Genomic DNA, 14,849 nt, shown 5'->3' with positions numbered 1-14,849 from the left:
TCCGGTTGAACTAGGTCCCATGCAGGTGCCGCTCTTCAATTTCTCTGGCAAATTCTTTCAGACGCAGCTGGAAACGCCGCCGAAACCGGGATTGCCCCAGCCGGAAGGATTGCAGCAAAAGCCGCGCAGGCAAGGATTTGGCCGCAAGCGTCATATCCACACTCAGCCGCGTTCTGCGCTGCGACAGGGCCAGAAATTCGATCAGCGTGAATCCGTTCATGCCTTTGCTCGAAGCCTCAAATCGCATGTGTGACGGGGGCTCACACTCGGCCATTTGAATATCAACGTGACGCGGTTTGCCGCGCAGTCGGAATTCGGTTTGCCAACTGGTACCGGGCACAACGCCCATATGGTCCGACATACGCCGTACCTCAATCCCACGTCTCATTGCCATGCGTTCAAACCGTTCAAAGTCGGCAACCATCTCGAACACCGCATTTACGGGGGCTTCGATATCTTCGCGCGCTGAAAACTGCATAGTGGTTCTTGGTCTCTTACCTTTTGGCCCAGTATTTTGTCAGTCAAGCGTATCCGCAAGCCAGTTTTGCAGCAGAAAATGTGCGATGGCCCCTTTTCGGGCTGGCAGTATCGTAGGGTGTTCGCCAGCAAAGGCCTGCATCATCTCGGACTTGGTGACCCAGATCGCGTCTTCGATTTCGACCGGGTCTATGGTGATTTCACGCGACAGCGCCTCACCGGCACAACCGAACATCAGCGAGGCCGGAAAGGGCCAAGGCTGGCTGGACAGATAGCTGACCACCCCAACAGGCACGCCGGCCTCTTCCATGACTTCGCGCCGGACCGCGGCCTCAAGCGTCTCGCCGGGCTCAACAAATCCGGCCAGCAGCGAGTACATCCCCTCGGGCCAGCCCGGAGACCGCCCCATCAGCACCGAATCGCCATATGTGATCAACATGATCACCACCGGGTCGGTGCGCGGGAAATGCTGACCGCCGCAAGACGGGCAACTGCGCTGCCACCCGGCCTGCACAAGGTCGCTGGCCGCCCCGCACCGGGCGCAAAACCGATGCGTCTCATGCCAGCTGATCACGGCTTTGGTGGCTGCAGCCAATTCGGCGTCACGGGCGGACAGGCGGGTCATAATCCGACGCAATTCGGCAAACACATGGCCCTGGGGCAGATCCGGGTGCTGTTGTTCTGACCGGTCAAGAAAGGCCCCGACATCGGACAAGTCCAACCCCTCGGCCGTCCAGTCCGAGATATCGAGGGCAAAGACCGGTGCCCCGTCCGACAGGCCCAGAAAGATGGGTTGCTCCACTTGGCCGCCTGGCCCGTTTTCGACCAACCCGTGCGTCATGGGTATGAGGCCCAATTGATCCAGCGCCTCTCCCTGCACCAGCGGTTTGCCGCGCCAGAACAACAGACATGCCGCCCGAGGATGCGCCCGCGCCTGCGCCATCTGATCGGCGTCGCCCCGCATATGTGCCGCCCGATCCAACCCCGAGCCCCCAAACGTCACAAGTTCTGCGTGTTTCATAGATTATCCTTCGGGTCGTCGGCACAGGGCTGCCATGGCTGCACCTGTGTTGCAATGGCAATTCTCGCCCCGGGATCTTTTGGCGCAATATCACCGCATGTGCGCCTTACAAGTTGCATTCATTATACCTTTTGTTGAAAATGACTAAGGAATAACTGCCTGTAGTAGAAATTTGACACGTTCCCCTCCTCTGTTGCACGCCGTCTTGAAACTACGCATTCTTGCGACATCCGATTTGCATATGAACCTGAATGGCTTCGATTATTATACCGATGCCCCGGAACCGACGATCGGGTTCACACGTACGGCCAGCCTGATCCGCGCTGCCCGGCACGAGGCCGAGGGTGATCTGGTGCTGCTGTTCGACAACGGAGACTCGCTGCAAGGGACGCCGATCGGCGATTGGGCCATGGGACCAGCAAAAGCGCCGCATATCCTGATGCAGGCGTTCGGCGATCTGGGGTATGACGCGATTGGGCTGGGCAATCACGATTTCGGATTTGGCCTGGATGTGCTGGATCGGGTTCTGGCGGACGCTCCTTGTCCGGTGATCTGCAGCAATGCACACCGTACAGATATGGCCTCAGTCTGGCAGGATCATGTGATCTTGCACCGTACGGCACAGGTTCAGGGCCAGAAGATACCGCTTAAAATCGGCGTTTTTTCGGTTCTCCCACCGCAGACTGCCAAATGGGAAGCGCACCACTTGCGAGACAAGGTTGTCATGGACGATATCCTGACTTGCGCGCGGGATAAGGTGCAGGCCCTGCAAACGCAGGGCTGTGATCTGATCCTTGCCCTTGCCCATACCGGATTGGGATCCGCGGACGCGACACCCGGTTTGGAAAATGCCATTGTTCCTCTGGCGGCCATTGACGGCATTGATGCGCTGATCGCTGGGCATTCCCATCTGACGCTGCCCGGTGCCGCGCATGACGGGATTGAACATGTCGATGCTGCCCGGGGTCTGGTGCATGGAAAACCGGTGGTCATGCCGGGATCGACTGGGTCCTATCTTGGGCTGATCGATCTGAAACTTGTTGCGACAGAAGCGGGCGGATGGTCCGTGCGGGACCGGCGGGCAGAACTGCGGCCCGTGTGCCCCGCACATTCCAAGGGATCGCCAGACCCGGTTGTCGAAGACCCGCGCTTGCTTGGTATTTTCGCCAACGGCCATGCCGAGACCCGCAAACGCGCGGCAGAACCCGTGGGCCGCTCTGACAGGCATTTGCACAGTTTCTTCAGCTTTTGCGCCCAGGATCGCGGGCTTTCTTTGGTTGCGGCGGCACAGGCGGCTGGTTTGCGCCCCTATCTTGTAGACACGCAGTTCAGAGATTTGCCCGTCCTGTCGGCGGTCTCTCCCTCCAAATTCGGCGGCCGTGCGGGCCCTAGGTTTTTTACCAATGTACCACCCGGTGAAATCTGCCTGCGCCACGTGAATGACCTGTATGTTTTCCCTAACGAGTTGCAGGCCGTGGTGGTTACAGGCGAACAGATCCAGGACTGGCTGGACATGTCCGTTGGAGTTTTCAATCAGCTTTCACCGGATCATCAAACCGCTCTGGTCGATCCGAACCGGGCCGGGCACAACTTCGATATCCTGCAAGGGCTGACCTATCAAATCGACCTGTCCCAGCCGCCACGTTTTGGCGCTGACGGAGGATTAATCGACCCGGGCCATCGGCGGGTTCAGGACATCCGCCATGACGGTCGCCCGTTGATGAACGATCAGCGCTTTGTTGTTGCGTTGAACAATTACCGGGCTATCGGCGGGGGGCTTTTCCCCTTTGTCGATCATGTCGATCGCATCACCCTGCCGGTTTTGTCCATTCAGCGATTGCTACAGGATTACCTGTCAGGACAATTGCCCCCCGACCTGCTGGAACAGACCCCACACCCGTTTAGGTTCGCGCCTATGAACGCGTGTCAAACAATCCTAAGAACCGGTCAGGCCGCCCGTCAACATCTGGCAGAGATTGCAGAATTCGAACCACATATAGTTGGCTCGGATGAAGAGGGCTTTCTATTGATCCGATTGACACTCTGACGGGTTGTCTTTCCGCCATCTGTTGCCTATATCCACCCCTGAGAGGTTGGCGCGGGCGAGCGCCTCGCCAACCTGGTCAGATCCGGAAGGAAGCAGCCACAACGAGCCCCGCTTGGGTCGATGTCCAACCTCTCACTTAAACAGACCATCAGCCGCAGGAGGGCTTTTATGATTGTAGCAAAACCCCTTCAGGCAGAGCGTCTCTGAACCCTGTTCCTACACCTGCCTGAACACATCACCGACGGATGCGCGACCGCCATCCCGCCGGTTCGCTGTACCTGAACACAGGCAGACCAATGACCCTTACTCTATCGGACCTGGGATGGTCCTCTCACTTTGCCGCGCAGCATGCGGCCAATCCTTCATGCGATCCCTTTCGCGTTCACGCCGTTCACCGCGATCGCCTGATCGGTGTGAACACACAGGGCGACTTTCCCCTGTTGACCCCGGGCCGGCCCACCGGTGATTTCACGGTCGGCGACTGGGTGCTGGCCGACAGCCAAAACCGGGTCCAGCACCTTTTGGACCGCCGCAGCCTGCTGCAACGTCGCGCCGCAGGCACCAGCGCCGAAGTTCAATTGATCGCGGCCAATGTCGATGTGCTGTTCATCGTCAGCTCGTGTAACGCCGATTTCAATCTGGCCCGGCTCGAACGCTATCTGGCGATGGCGCATCAGGCCGGGTGCTATCCGGTTGTTGTCCTGACCAAGGCTGATACCTGCGCTGACCCGCAGACCTACGCAGGACGCGCGCAATCGCTGGCACCGTTCCTGACCGTTTTGACTGTCAACGCGTTGGACCGCTCGGACGTGCAACAAATCCTGTCCTGGTGTCCTGCCGGACAAACCGCCGCTTTGGTTGGCTCATCAGGGGTTGGAAAGACAACATTGGCCAACGCCATGACGGGGCTCAGCGAAGACACCGCAGGTATCCGCGAGGACGATGCCCGCGGTCGGCACACAACGACGGCGCGAGCGCTGCACCAGATGATGAATCGGGGATGGCTGGTCGACACGCCCGGAATGCGCGCCTTGCGGCTGCTGGATGCTCAGGACGGCGTGGATGAGGTCTTTTCAGACATTCTGGACTTGGCCGAAGGCTGTCGGTTTTCCGATTGCCAGCATCAGGCCGAACCTGGTTGTGCAGTGCAGAACGCGATTGCGGACGGGGTGCTTGATGCGGACAGGCTGGAGCGCTGGCGAAAATTGCGGCGCGAAGACCAGAGGAACTCTGAATCCGTGGCGCAATCGCGGGCCCGCGATAAGGCCTTTGGCAAAATGGTGCGATCCGTGATGCAGGAAAAGAAATCCCGTAAAAGGCCGTAGGCACCCGGTGAGCAACCCCGTCAATCAGGCAGTCAACTGAGGCCAAATCGCCGCGTTCCGGCGCGCAAAGGCCCCGATATGGCCAATCTCGGGCAAGCCGAACTCACTCGGAGACAGCTCGTGTCGACGTGCCTTTGGCCCATATAAATCAGCAAGCCGCCAGACCGCGTCTGGCGGCACCATCTGGTCGTCCTTGAAGGCGAACAGATCCACCGGTGTATTCGACCCCGCCCAGCGCGCATTAGGCAGGGTATCCCCGATCTCTGGTACGTAGTTCAGCGGCGCGGTGCACCATTTGCGCCACTGCCAATACACCGATGCGGGCAGGTTTGCGCCAAATCCCAGCGCTTTGCCCGGTAGATACCCCATGGCCTTCACCGCCAGCGGCGCATGCCCATTCCAGAACATCCACGCCAGCGCCCGGTATGGCCAGGGGTGGTCAGTCAGAGTAACAAGCCCTGAGCAGACACAAATCATCCTGTCGATCTGATCAATATCCGGCTGTATCGGACCCAGCAAGCCGCCGACTGAATGACCAATGCTCCACTGCTGGGCATCGGGAAACCGCCGGCGCATCTCTGCCCTTGCAGACGGCATGTCGACCAGCGCCCATTCGGCCATCGTGGCCTTGGACGCCTTCATCGACCCGATCAACGAATGTCCAAAGTCGCGGTAGTCATAAGTCAGGCAGGCCATGCCCCGCTCGGCGGCCAGCCAGCGGGCGAAATGCTTGTAGTAATCCCGGGGCACACCTGTCGCACTATGCACAACAACCGCGACCATGGGAGGCGTCGCCGGCAGGTACAGCCGCGCCGACAGGCTGGCCGGGCCCGAGGGGAACAGAAAATCCTCGGTGGTTACCGCGTGTGTGTTGTCCAACATGGCGTCCATGCTCCAATTCTGAACTGTTCGGTTCACCTAAGTGAGTCCGCATGTTTTGAACCCCCGAGTCAAGACCGGCCCAACATGACCACACGTCCGCTTGCGACCGAAAAACCCTGCTTGACTCAGGCCACACACAGCCGCTAGCGATTGGGGGATGGTTCTCGTCCCCGGTCCCCGGGGCGGGATGAAAAGGGAACACGGTGCGGTCCACACCGGCAATGCCGGAACGGATCAAAGCCGCGACTGCCCCCGCAACTGTAAGCGGTGAGCAATGCCGAAACACCACTGGCCCCAAGGCTGGGAAGGTCGGCAAAGCGATGATCCGCAAGTCAGGAGACCTGCCATCCAAACGAAACCGAAACTCGGGCGGGGTGTCCGGGCAGGTTGTCAGCGCGCTGTCACACCTGATCCATGCCCCTCGTTCCACGCGCGGAGGGCGCAGTATGATCTGGAAGACAAAGACCCACGAATTCAAAGCAACTGTGTGCCAGCGCACCGGTAAAACCTGTCCGGCCCTGGCACAGATGGCCCGTGCAATTGTCGACGCGATGAATACCGCAACTCCGGTCACAAGGCCAGAGTTTCAGGTCGAAGGTAGCAGCGAACTAACCCATTGCGCGCCTGGCTGTACCGCCCGTTTCAAAGCGCAAAAAGAACGGATCCGGGTGTTCTGCGACACTCCTGACGATACTCTGGCTGACACTCTGGACAGTTATGCGGACATGATGTTTGGCGCCACAATCAACGCAATGCCTGCCGGTCTGATGTCGAACCCGCCCTGTGCGATGCTTGAAGTCGACGCACTGGCACCCCGTCCGGTCGCACGGGTCGACAATCAAGTCGCGCTTTGACCTGAGATGTGATCAAGGCGGGCTGCTTGCGCAGCCCAGGCCGCCTGATCCTCGGTTTCAACCGCACAAGGCCGCACCGCGCGCAAACGCGCCAGCGCGGCGGCGGGTGCCTCGCCATGTGCTACCATAATGCGCAGCACGACCATTCCCGAACGGCCACAGCCGCCCCGACAATGCACCAGCACCTTGCCTCTGCGTGACAGTATCTGTTCCACTTGCGTGCTAAGCTCTGCCCACAAGGCATCAATTTCCGGCGACGGAGCACCAAAATCCTGAACAGGCAGATGCGCCCATGCAATATTGTGATCCGCCAGATCGCAGCCAAGCCCTTCGGCCCCGTTCTGGGCCATCTCGGGCGTGGTTGTCATCGAGATCACCAGATCCGGTTGCCAGTCGTGGACTACAGCCAGATCATGCGAATACGCGCCACCGCGCCCCGGCATCGGCGACAAGGCAATGGTGCCGTTTCCAACTGCCAAGGCGTGGATCGCGAAGTCAGTCACAAGGCGCGTCCTTATCCAAATTCCGGCCGCCACAGGGCCATCTTCTGTTTCTATGATCCGCAAAAGGCTTTGCAAACCAAAATTCGCCCAAGCCTGCTGTGGACGCGGACGCCGGGGGTCACTACGCTGCATCCCTGACCCGAATCCGACAGAGCAGATATGAACGACACGCCAAGCCCCGCCTATCAGGTTCTCGCCCGCAAGTACCGCCCTGAAACCTTTGCTGATCTTGTGGGTCAGGACGCCATGGTGCGCACGCTGAAAAACGCGTTCGAGGCGGACCGCATCGCGCAGGCCTTCATTATGACGGGCATCCGCGGTACCGGGAAAACAACCACGGCACGGATCATCGCCAAAGGCATGAACTGCATTGGCCCTGACGGGGACGGCAAGCCCACGACCGAGCCCTGCGGGCAGTGCGAGCATTGTGTCGCTATCATGGAAGGCCGCCATGTCGACGTAATGGAGATGGACGCCGCCAGTCGCACCGGCGTGAACGATATTCGCGAAATCATCGACAGCGTCCGCTATCGCGCCGCCAGCGCGCGCTACAAGATCTATATCATCGACGAAGTTCACATGCTGTCGACCAGCGCATTCAACGCGCTGCTCAAAACGCTGGAAGAGCCGCCGGAACACGTGAAATTCATCTTTGCGACCACTGAGATTCGCAAGGTTCCGGTCACGGTCCTGTCGCGCTGCCAGCGATTCGACCTGCGTCGGATCGAACCCGAAGACATGATCGGGTTGCTGAACAAGATCGCAGCGGCAGAGAACGCCCAGATCGCGGATGACGCGCTGGCGCTGATCACCCGCGCGGCCGAAGGCTCAGCCCGCGACGCCACATCGCTGCTGGATCAGGCTATCTCGCACGGGGCGGGTGAGACCAACGTCGATCAGGTCCGCGCCATGCTGGGTCTGGCCGACCGCGGGCGTGTGCTTGACCTCATCGATATGATTCTGCGCGGAGATGCTGCGGGCGCCTTGACTGAACTGAGCGCCCAATATGCCGAAGGCGCAGACCCGCTGGCCGTGCTGCGTGATCTGGCTGAAATCACCCATTGGGTATCTGTCGTCAAAATCACACCAGATGCCGCCGATGACCCAACTGTTTCCCCGGACGAGCGCGCTCGTGGCCTGCAGATGGCCGACGCCCTGCCCATGCGGGTTCTGACGCGGATGTGGCAGATGCTGTTGAAAGCACTCGAAGAGGTGGCGGCCGCGCCAAACGCGATGATGGCTGCTGAAATGGCTGTCATTCGCCTGACCCATGTGGCCGACCTGCCCAGCCCTGCGGAACTGATCAAGCGCCTGCAGGACGCACCTTCACCGCCACCAAATGGTGAGCCCGGAGGCGGTGTACCCGTGCCGCCGCATGCGCCTGTTCAGGCCGCGTCGTCCGCCTATGCCGCTGCGCCACGCGGCCCCGCCGGCGCCCCAACGGCTGCTCTGGCACAGGACACCCAAACGGCGCTTGCACGCTATCCGACATTCGAACATGTGGTCGAACTGATCCGAACGAACCGCGACGTGAAACTGCTGGTCGAGGTCGAAAACGGGGTACGCCTGATCTCATACCAGCCCGGTCGGATCGAGTTCACTCCGTCGGACAATGCCCCGACAGATCTGGCCCAAAGGCTGGGCTCGGCGCTGCAGCGCTGGACCGGCAACCGATGGGCTGTGTCGATCGTGGCAGATGGCAACGCAGCCACAATTGCCGAGGTCAGGGACGCTGCCGATCTGGCGCTCAAGGCCGAGGCCGAACAGCACCCGCTGGTTCAGGCTGTGCTGATGCAATTTCCCAATGCCCGTATCAAGCGGATCGAAACTCCTGAACAACGCGCGGCCAAGGTTGAAACCGAAGCCCTGCCTGAGGTTGAAGACGAATGGGACCCGTTCGAGGAAGATTGAAGCCTCAAACCGCTCAATTCGAACCCCTCCCGCGCCCGCCACGGGCCATCGGTTGACGCCGATTTCCCTGAGCGACCTTGGGCCCTGCAGCGCGGGCAAGGCCCGCGCTGCCGGGCCCAACGGGAGGAAAGGTCTTGCCAAAGACCTTGACGACGAGCGGGAGGGCGCTCTGCACTTGTGCCGCGCCAACCGCGCCCGTATTTAGGCCTCATACCGGTTCATAGGAGAAAAACGATGCTCAAAGGTTTAGGCGGTCTTGGCGACATGGCCAAGATGATGAAATCCGCCCAGGATTTACAGACCAAGATGACTGATATGCAGGAAGAGCTGAACACCATCATGGTCGTCGGCGAATCCGGTGCTGGTCTGGTCAAGGCAACTGCCACCGCCAAGGGTGAGTTGAAAGGTCTGGATATCGATCCGTCGATCTTTAACGGCGACGATAAGGAAGTGGTCGAGGACCTGATCCTGGCCGCGATCAAAGACGCGCAAACCAAGGCAGCGGAATGTTCGCAGGAAGAAATGGCCCGCTTGACCGAAAGCATGGGTCTGCCCGCAGACATCAAGCTGCCCTTCTGATAGACACTCCTGACGACACTTCGGCCGGGCGCATTGCCCGGCCCTTTTGCAGGAGCGTACGCGTTGAGTTCGAACAGCGATATCGACAATCTGATTGACCTGATGGCCAAGTTGCCGGGCCTCGGCCCGCGCTCGGCCCGTCGCGCTGTATTGCACCTGATCCGCAAACGCGCCCTGCTGCTGACGCCCCTGTCGGACGTAATGCAGCAGGTGGCCGCAACTGCCCGCGAGTGCCTGAATTGCGGCAATGTCGGCACCACCGATATCTGTGACATCTGCGACAGCGAGGTTCGCGCGACCGGAGAGCTGTGCGTGGTCGAAGACGTCGCCGACCTCTGGGCGATGGAACGCGCTGCAGTTTTCAAGGGTCGCTATCACGTTCTGGGCGGCACGCTGTCTGCCTTGGACGGCGTCGGCCCGGACGAGCTGCGCATTCCCCGCCTCAAGGACCGGGTGACAGCCGAGGGGATCACTGAGGTCATTCTGGCGCTGAACGCCACTGTCGACGGCCAAACCACAGCCCATTACATCGCCGATCAGTTAGAAGGGCAGGTCCGCCTGACTTCACTGGCGCAAGGTGTTCCGATTGGCGGCGAGCTGGATTATCTGGATGACGGGACGATTACGGCGGCGTTGAGGGCGCGGAAGGAATTGTAACGCCAGTCTTTGGGCAATCGCATTCTTCGCGCCCCAAATTCCAAGACGACACCCTGTCGCTACTGCCAACCATTACTCACAGGAAATTGCATTGAACCTGAGCGGACAGTTTCTCGATGACCTTTTGCGAATTGTATTTTGCGAGTGTGCGGCCCTGCGTTGTGCATCCAGACTGAGCTGCGGCTTTGCGCAACAAGTCCATTCTGGCATCCTTAATTGCCTCAAAATTTAGGGTAAAGGGTCCTTTCATCTTGGCCAACACCACGTATGTTGAGCCATTCACTGAAACCAATCGGAATTTTCCACTAACTTTCCCCGATTTGATTTTCATAGCCCATGGCGCACGCCATTTTGATGACGCGATACGCATGGCCGCTTCCGCGCCAGGGTAGTTTGAAGTGCGATTGGACACATACCATGGAATGCCGATGGGCGTTGCCCTTAAACCGGATCCATTGTTGCTTGCAGCAACCCCAGGAACTGCACATACCAGTAACGCAATTAGTGCGGCAATGAATGAATTTCTTGAATGCATTAGTGCTGTTTCTCCAGAGATTTACCACGACAAAGAACGAGAAACTATGGCCCAATTTAGGCATCCACATTCAAAATGATCTACCATCCCTAAAAGATCCAAGATAAATCACTCGGACGGTTGGAACCGGTTCAACTTACTTCTTTCTTAAATATACTATTCACGAAACCGAACACATTACCGGAGCCTCCCATGACCCGCCTTCTCGCCCTCACCTTCGCCGCCTTCACCGCAACCACCGCGTGGTCGCAAGAACTGATAGACAAAGGCTTTGTCGAAGGCTGGAACATCATGATGGACCCGGCCCTTGGCAACGGATGTCTGATCCAAACGATCTATCAGGACCTCTCGGTGGTGCGCATCGGTTATGACGCACTGGATAATCGCGGGTATTTCGCCGTCTACAACAAGGCGTGGGGCGAGATCGAACAGGGTAAAAGCTATCCCATCCGGTTCGAACTGGACGGCAAGAGCTTTGACGCCACCGCTATAGGGTTCAATCAGCGCGACGTACCGGGGGCGACAGTGTTTTTCACTGACCGGAGTTTCGTCAACGCCATCGCGCAGAACAAGACCATGACGGTGTACAATCCCGCCGGAGAGGTTGTCATGGCAATTGATCTGAAGGGCACCGCCAAGGCACTGGACTACGCCCGAGAATGCCAGAACAAAGAGCTTTAACGAATCGGATCAAACAGCGCGTCCTTGGCCGCGCAGTCGCGGATCACGTCTCGACCGCAAGGTACCGGCTCTAACTCGCGGGACAGGCACAGCCGCATTTCTTCGATATAGCCCTGCTTGCAGGTGATGGTGATCATGTCCGGCTCCAACGACGGATTGGCCTTGAGGAACGCGTCTTCAACGACCGAGGCAGGCAGTTTGACAGAGGCTTCCAGTTTACGGAACACATCGGGCCGCCGGACCTGACCATAGGCTTGGCGGGACAATGCATAATAGTCAGGCGCGCTGAGGCCCGAACAGGTGCCATGCTTCTTCCACTGATGCCAGGCCAGCCCGGATGTGCCCTGAATATCCGTCATTTCCCGGGTCATGCGACGGGTCGGCGGGGCCTCGGACGTGCGGCAAAAAGCAGGCCAACCCTGATGGTATTGCGGCCAGAGCCCGTGCAGGATCCATCCGTGGTCATGGCGCGCGTCGCATTGATCTGAAGCGCGCGCATCGCCTTCGCGCGCGCACCAGTTCGGCGACCAGCTGAGCGCCAGCACGTAGTAGTCGAACTCACCCGCCTTTTCGCCATCCCCCAACGCCGCCATGGCGGTGACCATCCACAATATCAGCCCCAACTTCACCTGGCGCATTCACCTCTTCCCTTCTTGCCTTTGCGCGACTATATACGCCCCAAGTTCCCCGACAACGGAAACCTGCCCCAAGCCGGGGCCGCCGAATTCCGGCGACGGGAAAGATGTATTTATAGGAGACGGGCTGATGGCAAAACCGCTTATGGCCAAGGCGACAGCCGTATGGCTGGTGGACAACACCACGATCAGCTTCAAGCAGATCGCGGACTTCGTGGGGATGCACGAATTGGAAGTGCAGGGCATCGCAGATGGCGATGTGGCCGCTGGCGTCAAAGGGTTCGACCCGATCGCCAACAACCAGCTGACCCAGGACGAAATCAACACTGCTCAGAACAACCCACTGTACAAGCTAAAGCTCAAGTTCAACCCGGCCGCCTCGGGCGAGGAAAAGCGCCGCGGCCCGCGGTACACGCCACTGTCCAAGCGTCAGGACCGTCCGAACTCGATCCTGTGGCTGGTCAAGTTCCACCCCGAACTCAGCGACGGTCAGATTGCCAAGCTGGTCGGCACCACCAAGCCGACCATCCAGTCGATCCGCGAGCGGACGCATTGGAACATTTCCAACATGCAGCCGATCGATCCGGTCGCGTTGGGCCTGTGTAAACAGTCCGAACTGGACGCGATCGTACAGAAGGCCGCTGCCAAGAAAGCTGCCGAAGGTGGTGTGATGTCCGACGACGAACGCCGCAAACTGGTCTCGACCGAGCAGTCGCTGGAAATGGACGCCGCGCCCAAGATCCCGACCGCGATTGAGGGCCTGGAGACCTTCTCGCTGTCTGATGAGCCCAGCGAAGAGAAAGAAGAGCCCATCGTGGACGCCGACAGCTTCTTCAACCTGCCCAAAGGCGGAGCCGAGGATGAAGACGAAGACGAAACGCGCCCATAACGCTGGCATTGCCTCGGTCTGATCAGGCCGGGGCCTTTTCTATGAGACACCTATGCTGAACGTTCTGTCCAAAATCTTTGGTCCGCACCGCGCCGTTTCGATCTATGCCTTTGTGAAAACCTGGGGCCTGCCCGTGGTGGGCGGCGTTGGGGTGATCGTGGTTGCGGCCGCTTTGCTGCTGCTCAACGACAGTGGCGAGCACGAGCACGACTCGTTCATGACCGTTGCGGTCCTGTCGTCGACCGCAATCAACGGTGACCTTAAGAATGGCGTCATCGCGTCGGTGCGGCTGCCAGATGGTTCGGCCACGTCGATCACTTCGACCGAGGCCACCGTTTCGCAAACCGTCGGCACCAGCGCCTGTATCGAAAAACGCGTTTTTGTGGAAAGTGGCGAAGCCAGGTATCGCTTCAAACTGCCGCGCCATTGCGAAGCAAGCTAACAAGCAAAACACCGCCCGGTGGACACACCGGGCGGTTTTTCATTCAGATCATTTGAAAAAGGATGCCTGAAATGATGGCACCTGTGATCCCCAGCCCCAGATAGGTCGCAAAGACCCGTGGCTTGACCAGCGACCAAACCGCCGCCATGGCCGGGATGGAACTGACGGCCCCTGCGATCATGAATGACATCGCAGCCCCGGCGCTCATCCCTTGTTCGGTCAATCCAGCCAGCAGCGGTGGCGCGACGTACGAGTTCAGGTATGCAGGCATTCCAACCAGTGCAGCGATCACGATGGGCACAATACCTTCGCCTCCGACCACGCGGGCAATCAGATCAGCCGGGACATAGCTGACCAACAGCGCCTCAAGCACATAGGCCAGTGCCAACCATTTCAGCAGAAACAGACCGTTCTGGACGAATTCGGCCCGGAACCGAGTGCGGCGCTCCGGCTCTTGCCAGAACTTCCAAACGGGTTTGTCGTCCTGCTTAGGGCCACAGCCGCAGCAGCTGGCGGGCTTGTATTCGCGCAGCGGCTGCGCAAAGGCGCCGCCGCGCATCAAGGCCCGCACGGTGAACCCGCCGAACAGGCCCAAAGCTACGGCCGCAATCGCCTTGCCGATGGCAAAGGGCCAGCCCAACGCGCCCGCTGTGATCAGCAAGGTCGGCGGATCGATCAAAGGCGAGCTCAGCCAAAACGCCATTACCGCGGACAGTGGTGCGCCCAGCGCCAGCAATCCTGCGATGAACGGAATGACTTCGCAGGAACAGAATGGAGCCAACCCGCCAAACAGTGCCGCCAGCAGGATCATCCGCGTTTCGCGCCCCTCAAAGGCGCGGGCCACCATGACCTCGGCCCCGGTGGCCTTGAGGTAGGACAACAGAAGAACGGCAAACAGGATGTACTGCCCGGTATGAGCCAATGCTTTGCCAGCAAAGATCACCACCTCGCCCCAGTTTCCGGGATCCAGAATGGCAACGGCGACCAGCATAGCCACGATCACCGCCCAAGGTGTCTTGATCAGGTCAAGCGCGGCTTTGGCCGAAACTTTCGGGTTTTGCGTCAGATCAGCCATCGTTTGCCGCCTTTCCAACCTCATCCGCGCAACATTCGCTGAGGATGAACTCTGCCAGGGCCCGCAATTCGCCGTAGCTGGCGCGATTGATTGTGTTGCGCCCGATTTTCTCTTGCACGACCACGCCACCTGCCGCCAGAAATCGCAGGTGATGGGCCAGGGTCGACGGGGCGATGCCCGTCCGCTCTTGGATGTCACCAACGGTCAGACCGCCCTCACCGGCGCGGACCAGTGTCTTCAGAACCTTCAGCCGCGCCTCAGAACCCATGGCCGAGAATCCAGCTGCTGCTGTTTCCCACATCTTGCTTACTCCATTAAACTAGATTTATAGTTATT

Annotated in this window: 17 protein-coding genes, 1 other RNA gene and 1 riboswitch; of the genes, 10 read left to right on the top strand and 8 right to left on the bottom strand. The window is 59.4% G+C overall.

Annotated elements, in window-relative coordinates; translation table 11 throughout:
- Positions 1 to 10 precede the first annotated feature (10 nt).
- Both SJY13_RS17255 and nudC read right to left on the bottom strand, forming a co-directional pair.
- Positions 11 to 478: an SRPBCC family protein gene (locus SJY13_RS17255; RefSeq protein WP_377192637.1), complete on the bottom strand. Its 468-nt coding sequence runs from the start codon at positions 476 to 478 to the stop codon at positions 11 to 13.
- A gap of 39 nt (positions 479 to 517) precedes the next feature.
- The gene (nudC, locus tag SJY13_RS17250; protein ID WP_377192635.1) at positions 518 to 1,498 is read right to left on the bottom strand and encodes an NAD(+) diphosphatase; all 981 of its coding nucleotides are present in this window, start codon (positions 1,496 to 1,498) and stop codon (positions 518 to 520) included.
- A gap of 205 nt (positions 1,499 to 1,703) precedes the next feature.
- Between nudC and SJY13_RS17245 the strand changes: the two genes are divergently transcribed.
- The 3 genes from SJY13_RS17245 to rsgA all read left to right on the top strand — a co-directional run bounded on the left by SJY13_RS17245 (position 1,704) and on the right by rsgA (position 4,870).
- Positions 1,704 to 3,545 carry a bifunctional 2',3'-cyclic-nucleotide 2'-phosphodiesterase/3'-nucleotidase gene (locus tag SJY13_RS17245; RefSeq protein WP_377192633.1) on the top strand — a complete coding sequence of 614 codons (1,842 nt, stop codon included), beginning with the start codon at positions 1,704 to 1,706 and terminating at the stop codon, positions 3,543 to 3,545.
- Positions 3,546 to 3,584: 39 nt separating this feature from the next.
- Positions 3,585 to 3,683, top strand: an RNA gene (ffs, locus tag SJY13_RS17240) — signal recognition particle sRNA small type.
- 158 nt (positions 3,684 to 3,841) lie between these two features.
- Positions 3,842 to 4,870 (top strand): ribosome small subunit-dependent GTPase A, encoded by a 1,029-nt coding sequence (gene rsgA, locus SJY13_RS17235; RefSeq protein ID WP_377192631.1) that lies wholly within the window; start codon positions 3,842 to 3,844, stop codon positions 4,868 to 4,870.
- A 24-nt stretch (positions 4,871 to 4,894) separates the two neighbouring features.
- Here rsgA and SJY13_RS17230 read toward each other — a convergent pair whose 3' ends face one another.
- Complete coding sequence (locus SJY13_RS17230; RefSeq protein WP_377192629.1) at positions 4,895 to 5,752, bottom strand: alpha/beta hydrolase family protein; 858 nt, start codon at positions 5,750 to 5,752, stop codon at positions 4,895 to 4,897.
- A 141-nt stretch (positions 5,753 to 5,893) separates the two neighbouring features.
- Positions 5,894 to 6,115: riboswitch (cobalamin riboswitch) on the top strand.
- On the opposite strand from SJY13_RS17230, the gene SJY13_RS17225 reads away from it, so the two are divergent.
- On the top strand, positions 6,073 to 6,606 hold the full coding sequence (locus SJY13_RS17225; RefSeq protein WP_377192627.1) for a hypothetical protein: 534 nt from the start codon (positions 6,073 to 6,075) through the stop codon (positions 6,604 to 6,606). (Overlaps the previous riboswitch by 43 nt.)
- Here the strand turns inward: SJY13_RS17225 and SJY13_RS17220 are convergent.
- Positions 6,591 to 7,109 carry a protein-tyrosine phosphatase family protein gene (locus SJY13_RS17220; RefSeq protein ID WP_377192625.1) on the bottom strand — a complete coding sequence of 173 codons (519 nt, stop codon included), beginning with the start codon at positions 7,107 to 7,109 and terminating at the stop codon, positions 6,591 to 6,593. The two genes, SJY13_RS17225 and SJY13_RS17220, sit on opposite strands and share 16 nt — an antisense overlap.
- Before the next feature lie 159 nt (positions 7,110 to 7,268).
- Between SJY13_RS17220 and SJY13_RS17215 the strand changes: the two genes are divergently transcribed.
- The 3 genes from SJY13_RS17215 to recR all read left to right on the top strand — a co-directional run bounded on the left by SJY13_RS17215 (position 7,269) and on the right by recR (position 10,256).
- A complete protein-coding gene (locus SJY13_RS17215) occupies positions 7,269 to 9,020 on the top strand; it encodes a DNA polymerase III subunit gamma/tau (RefSeq protein ID WP_377192623.1) in 1,752 nt (583 codons plus the stop codon).
- 234 nt (positions 9,021 to 9,254) lie between these two features.
- On the top strand, positions 9,255 to 9,599 hold the full coding sequence (locus SJY13_RS17210) for a YbaB/EbfC family nucleoid-associated protein (protein WP_377192621.1): 345 nt from the start codon (positions 9,255 to 9,257) through the stop codon (positions 9,597 to 9,599).
- Between the two features lie 63 nt (positions 9,600 to 9,662).
- Positions 9,663 to 10,256, top strand: a complete 594-nt coding sequence (gene recR, locus SJY13_RS17205) for a recombination mediator RecR (protein WP_377192619.1) — start codon at positions 9,663 to 9,665, stop codon at positions 10,254 to 10,256.
- 76 nt (positions 10,257 to 10,332) lie between these two features.
- Here recR and SJY13_RS17200 read toward each other — a convergent pair whose 3' ends face one another.
- Positions 10,333 to 10,791, bottom strand: coding sequence for a hypothetical protein (locus SJY13_RS17200; RefSeq protein ID WP_377192617.1), 459 nt, complete (start codon positions 10,789 to 10,791; stop codon positions 10,333 to 10,335).
- A gap of 192 nt (positions 10,792 to 10,983) precedes the next feature.
- On the opposite strand from SJY13_RS17200, the gene SJY13_RS17195 reads away from it, so the two are divergent.
- Positions 10,984 to 11,472 (top strand): hypothetical protein, encoded by a 489-nt coding sequence (locus SJY13_RS17195; RefSeq protein WP_377192615.1) that lies wholly within the window; start codon positions 10,984 to 10,986, stop codon positions 11,470 to 11,472.
- On the opposite strand, the gene SJY13_RS17190 is transcribed toward SJY13_RS17195, so the two are convergent.
- Complete coding sequence (locus SJY13_RS17190; RefSeq protein ID WP_377192613.1) at positions 11,469 to 12,110, bottom strand: ribonuclease T2 family protein; 642 nt, start codon at positions 12,108 to 12,110, stop codon at positions 11,469 to 11,471. The genes SJY13_RS17195 and SJY13_RS17190 overlap by 4 nt on opposite strands.
- 127 nt (positions 12,111 to 12,237) lie before the next feature.
- Between SJY13_RS17190 and SJY13_RS17185 the strand changes: the two genes are divergently transcribed.
- Both SJY13_RS17185 and SJY13_RS17180 read left to right on the top strand, forming a co-directional pair.
- Positions 12,238 to 12,996, top strand: a complete 759-nt coding sequence (locus SJY13_RS17185; protein WP_377192611.1) for a DUF1013 domain-containing protein — start codon at positions 12,238 to 12,240, stop codon at positions 12,994 to 12,996.
- Positions 12,997 to 13,048: 52 nt separating this feature from the next.
- Positions 13,049 to 13,438 (top strand): hypothetical protein, encoded by a 390-nt coding sequence (locus tag SJY13_RS17180; protein ID WP_377192609.1) that lies wholly within the window; start codon positions 13,049 to 13,051, stop codon positions 13,436 to 13,438.
- 43 nt (positions 13,439 to 13,481) lie between these two features.
- Here the strand turns inward: SJY13_RS17180 and SJY13_RS17175 are convergent, their stop codons facing one another.
- Together SJY13_RS17175 and SJY13_RS17170 are read right to left on the bottom strand one after the other, a co-directional pair.
- Positions 13,482 to 14,513 carry a permease gene (locus tag SJY13_RS17175; protein WP_377192607.1) on the bottom strand — a complete coding sequence of 344 codons (1,032 nt, stop codon included), beginning with the start codon at positions 14,511 to 14,513 and terminating at the stop codon, positions 13,482 to 13,484.
- Positions 14,506 to 14,814 carry an ArsR/SmtB family transcription factor gene (locus SJY13_RS17170; RefSeq protein WP_377192605.1) on the bottom strand — a complete coding sequence of 103 codons (309 nt, stop codon included), beginning with the start codon at positions 14,812 to 14,814 and terminating at the stop codon, positions 14,506 to 14,508. Before SJY13_RS17170 ends, SJY13_RS17175 begins: the two co-directional genes overlap by 8 nt.
- Positions 14,815 to 14,849: the final 35 nt, after the last annotated feature.

Origin of the sequence: Ruegeria meonggei, from assembly GCF_042768335.1 — a bacterium.
GTDB classification, from domain to species: domain Bacteria; phylum Pseudomonadota; class Alphaproteobacteria; order Rhodobacterales; family Rhodobacteraceae; genus Ruegeria; species Ruegeria meonggei.
The sequence above is the reverse complement of the archived record's forward strand: the minus strand, read 5'-3'. Positions and strand labels throughout refer to the sequence as shown.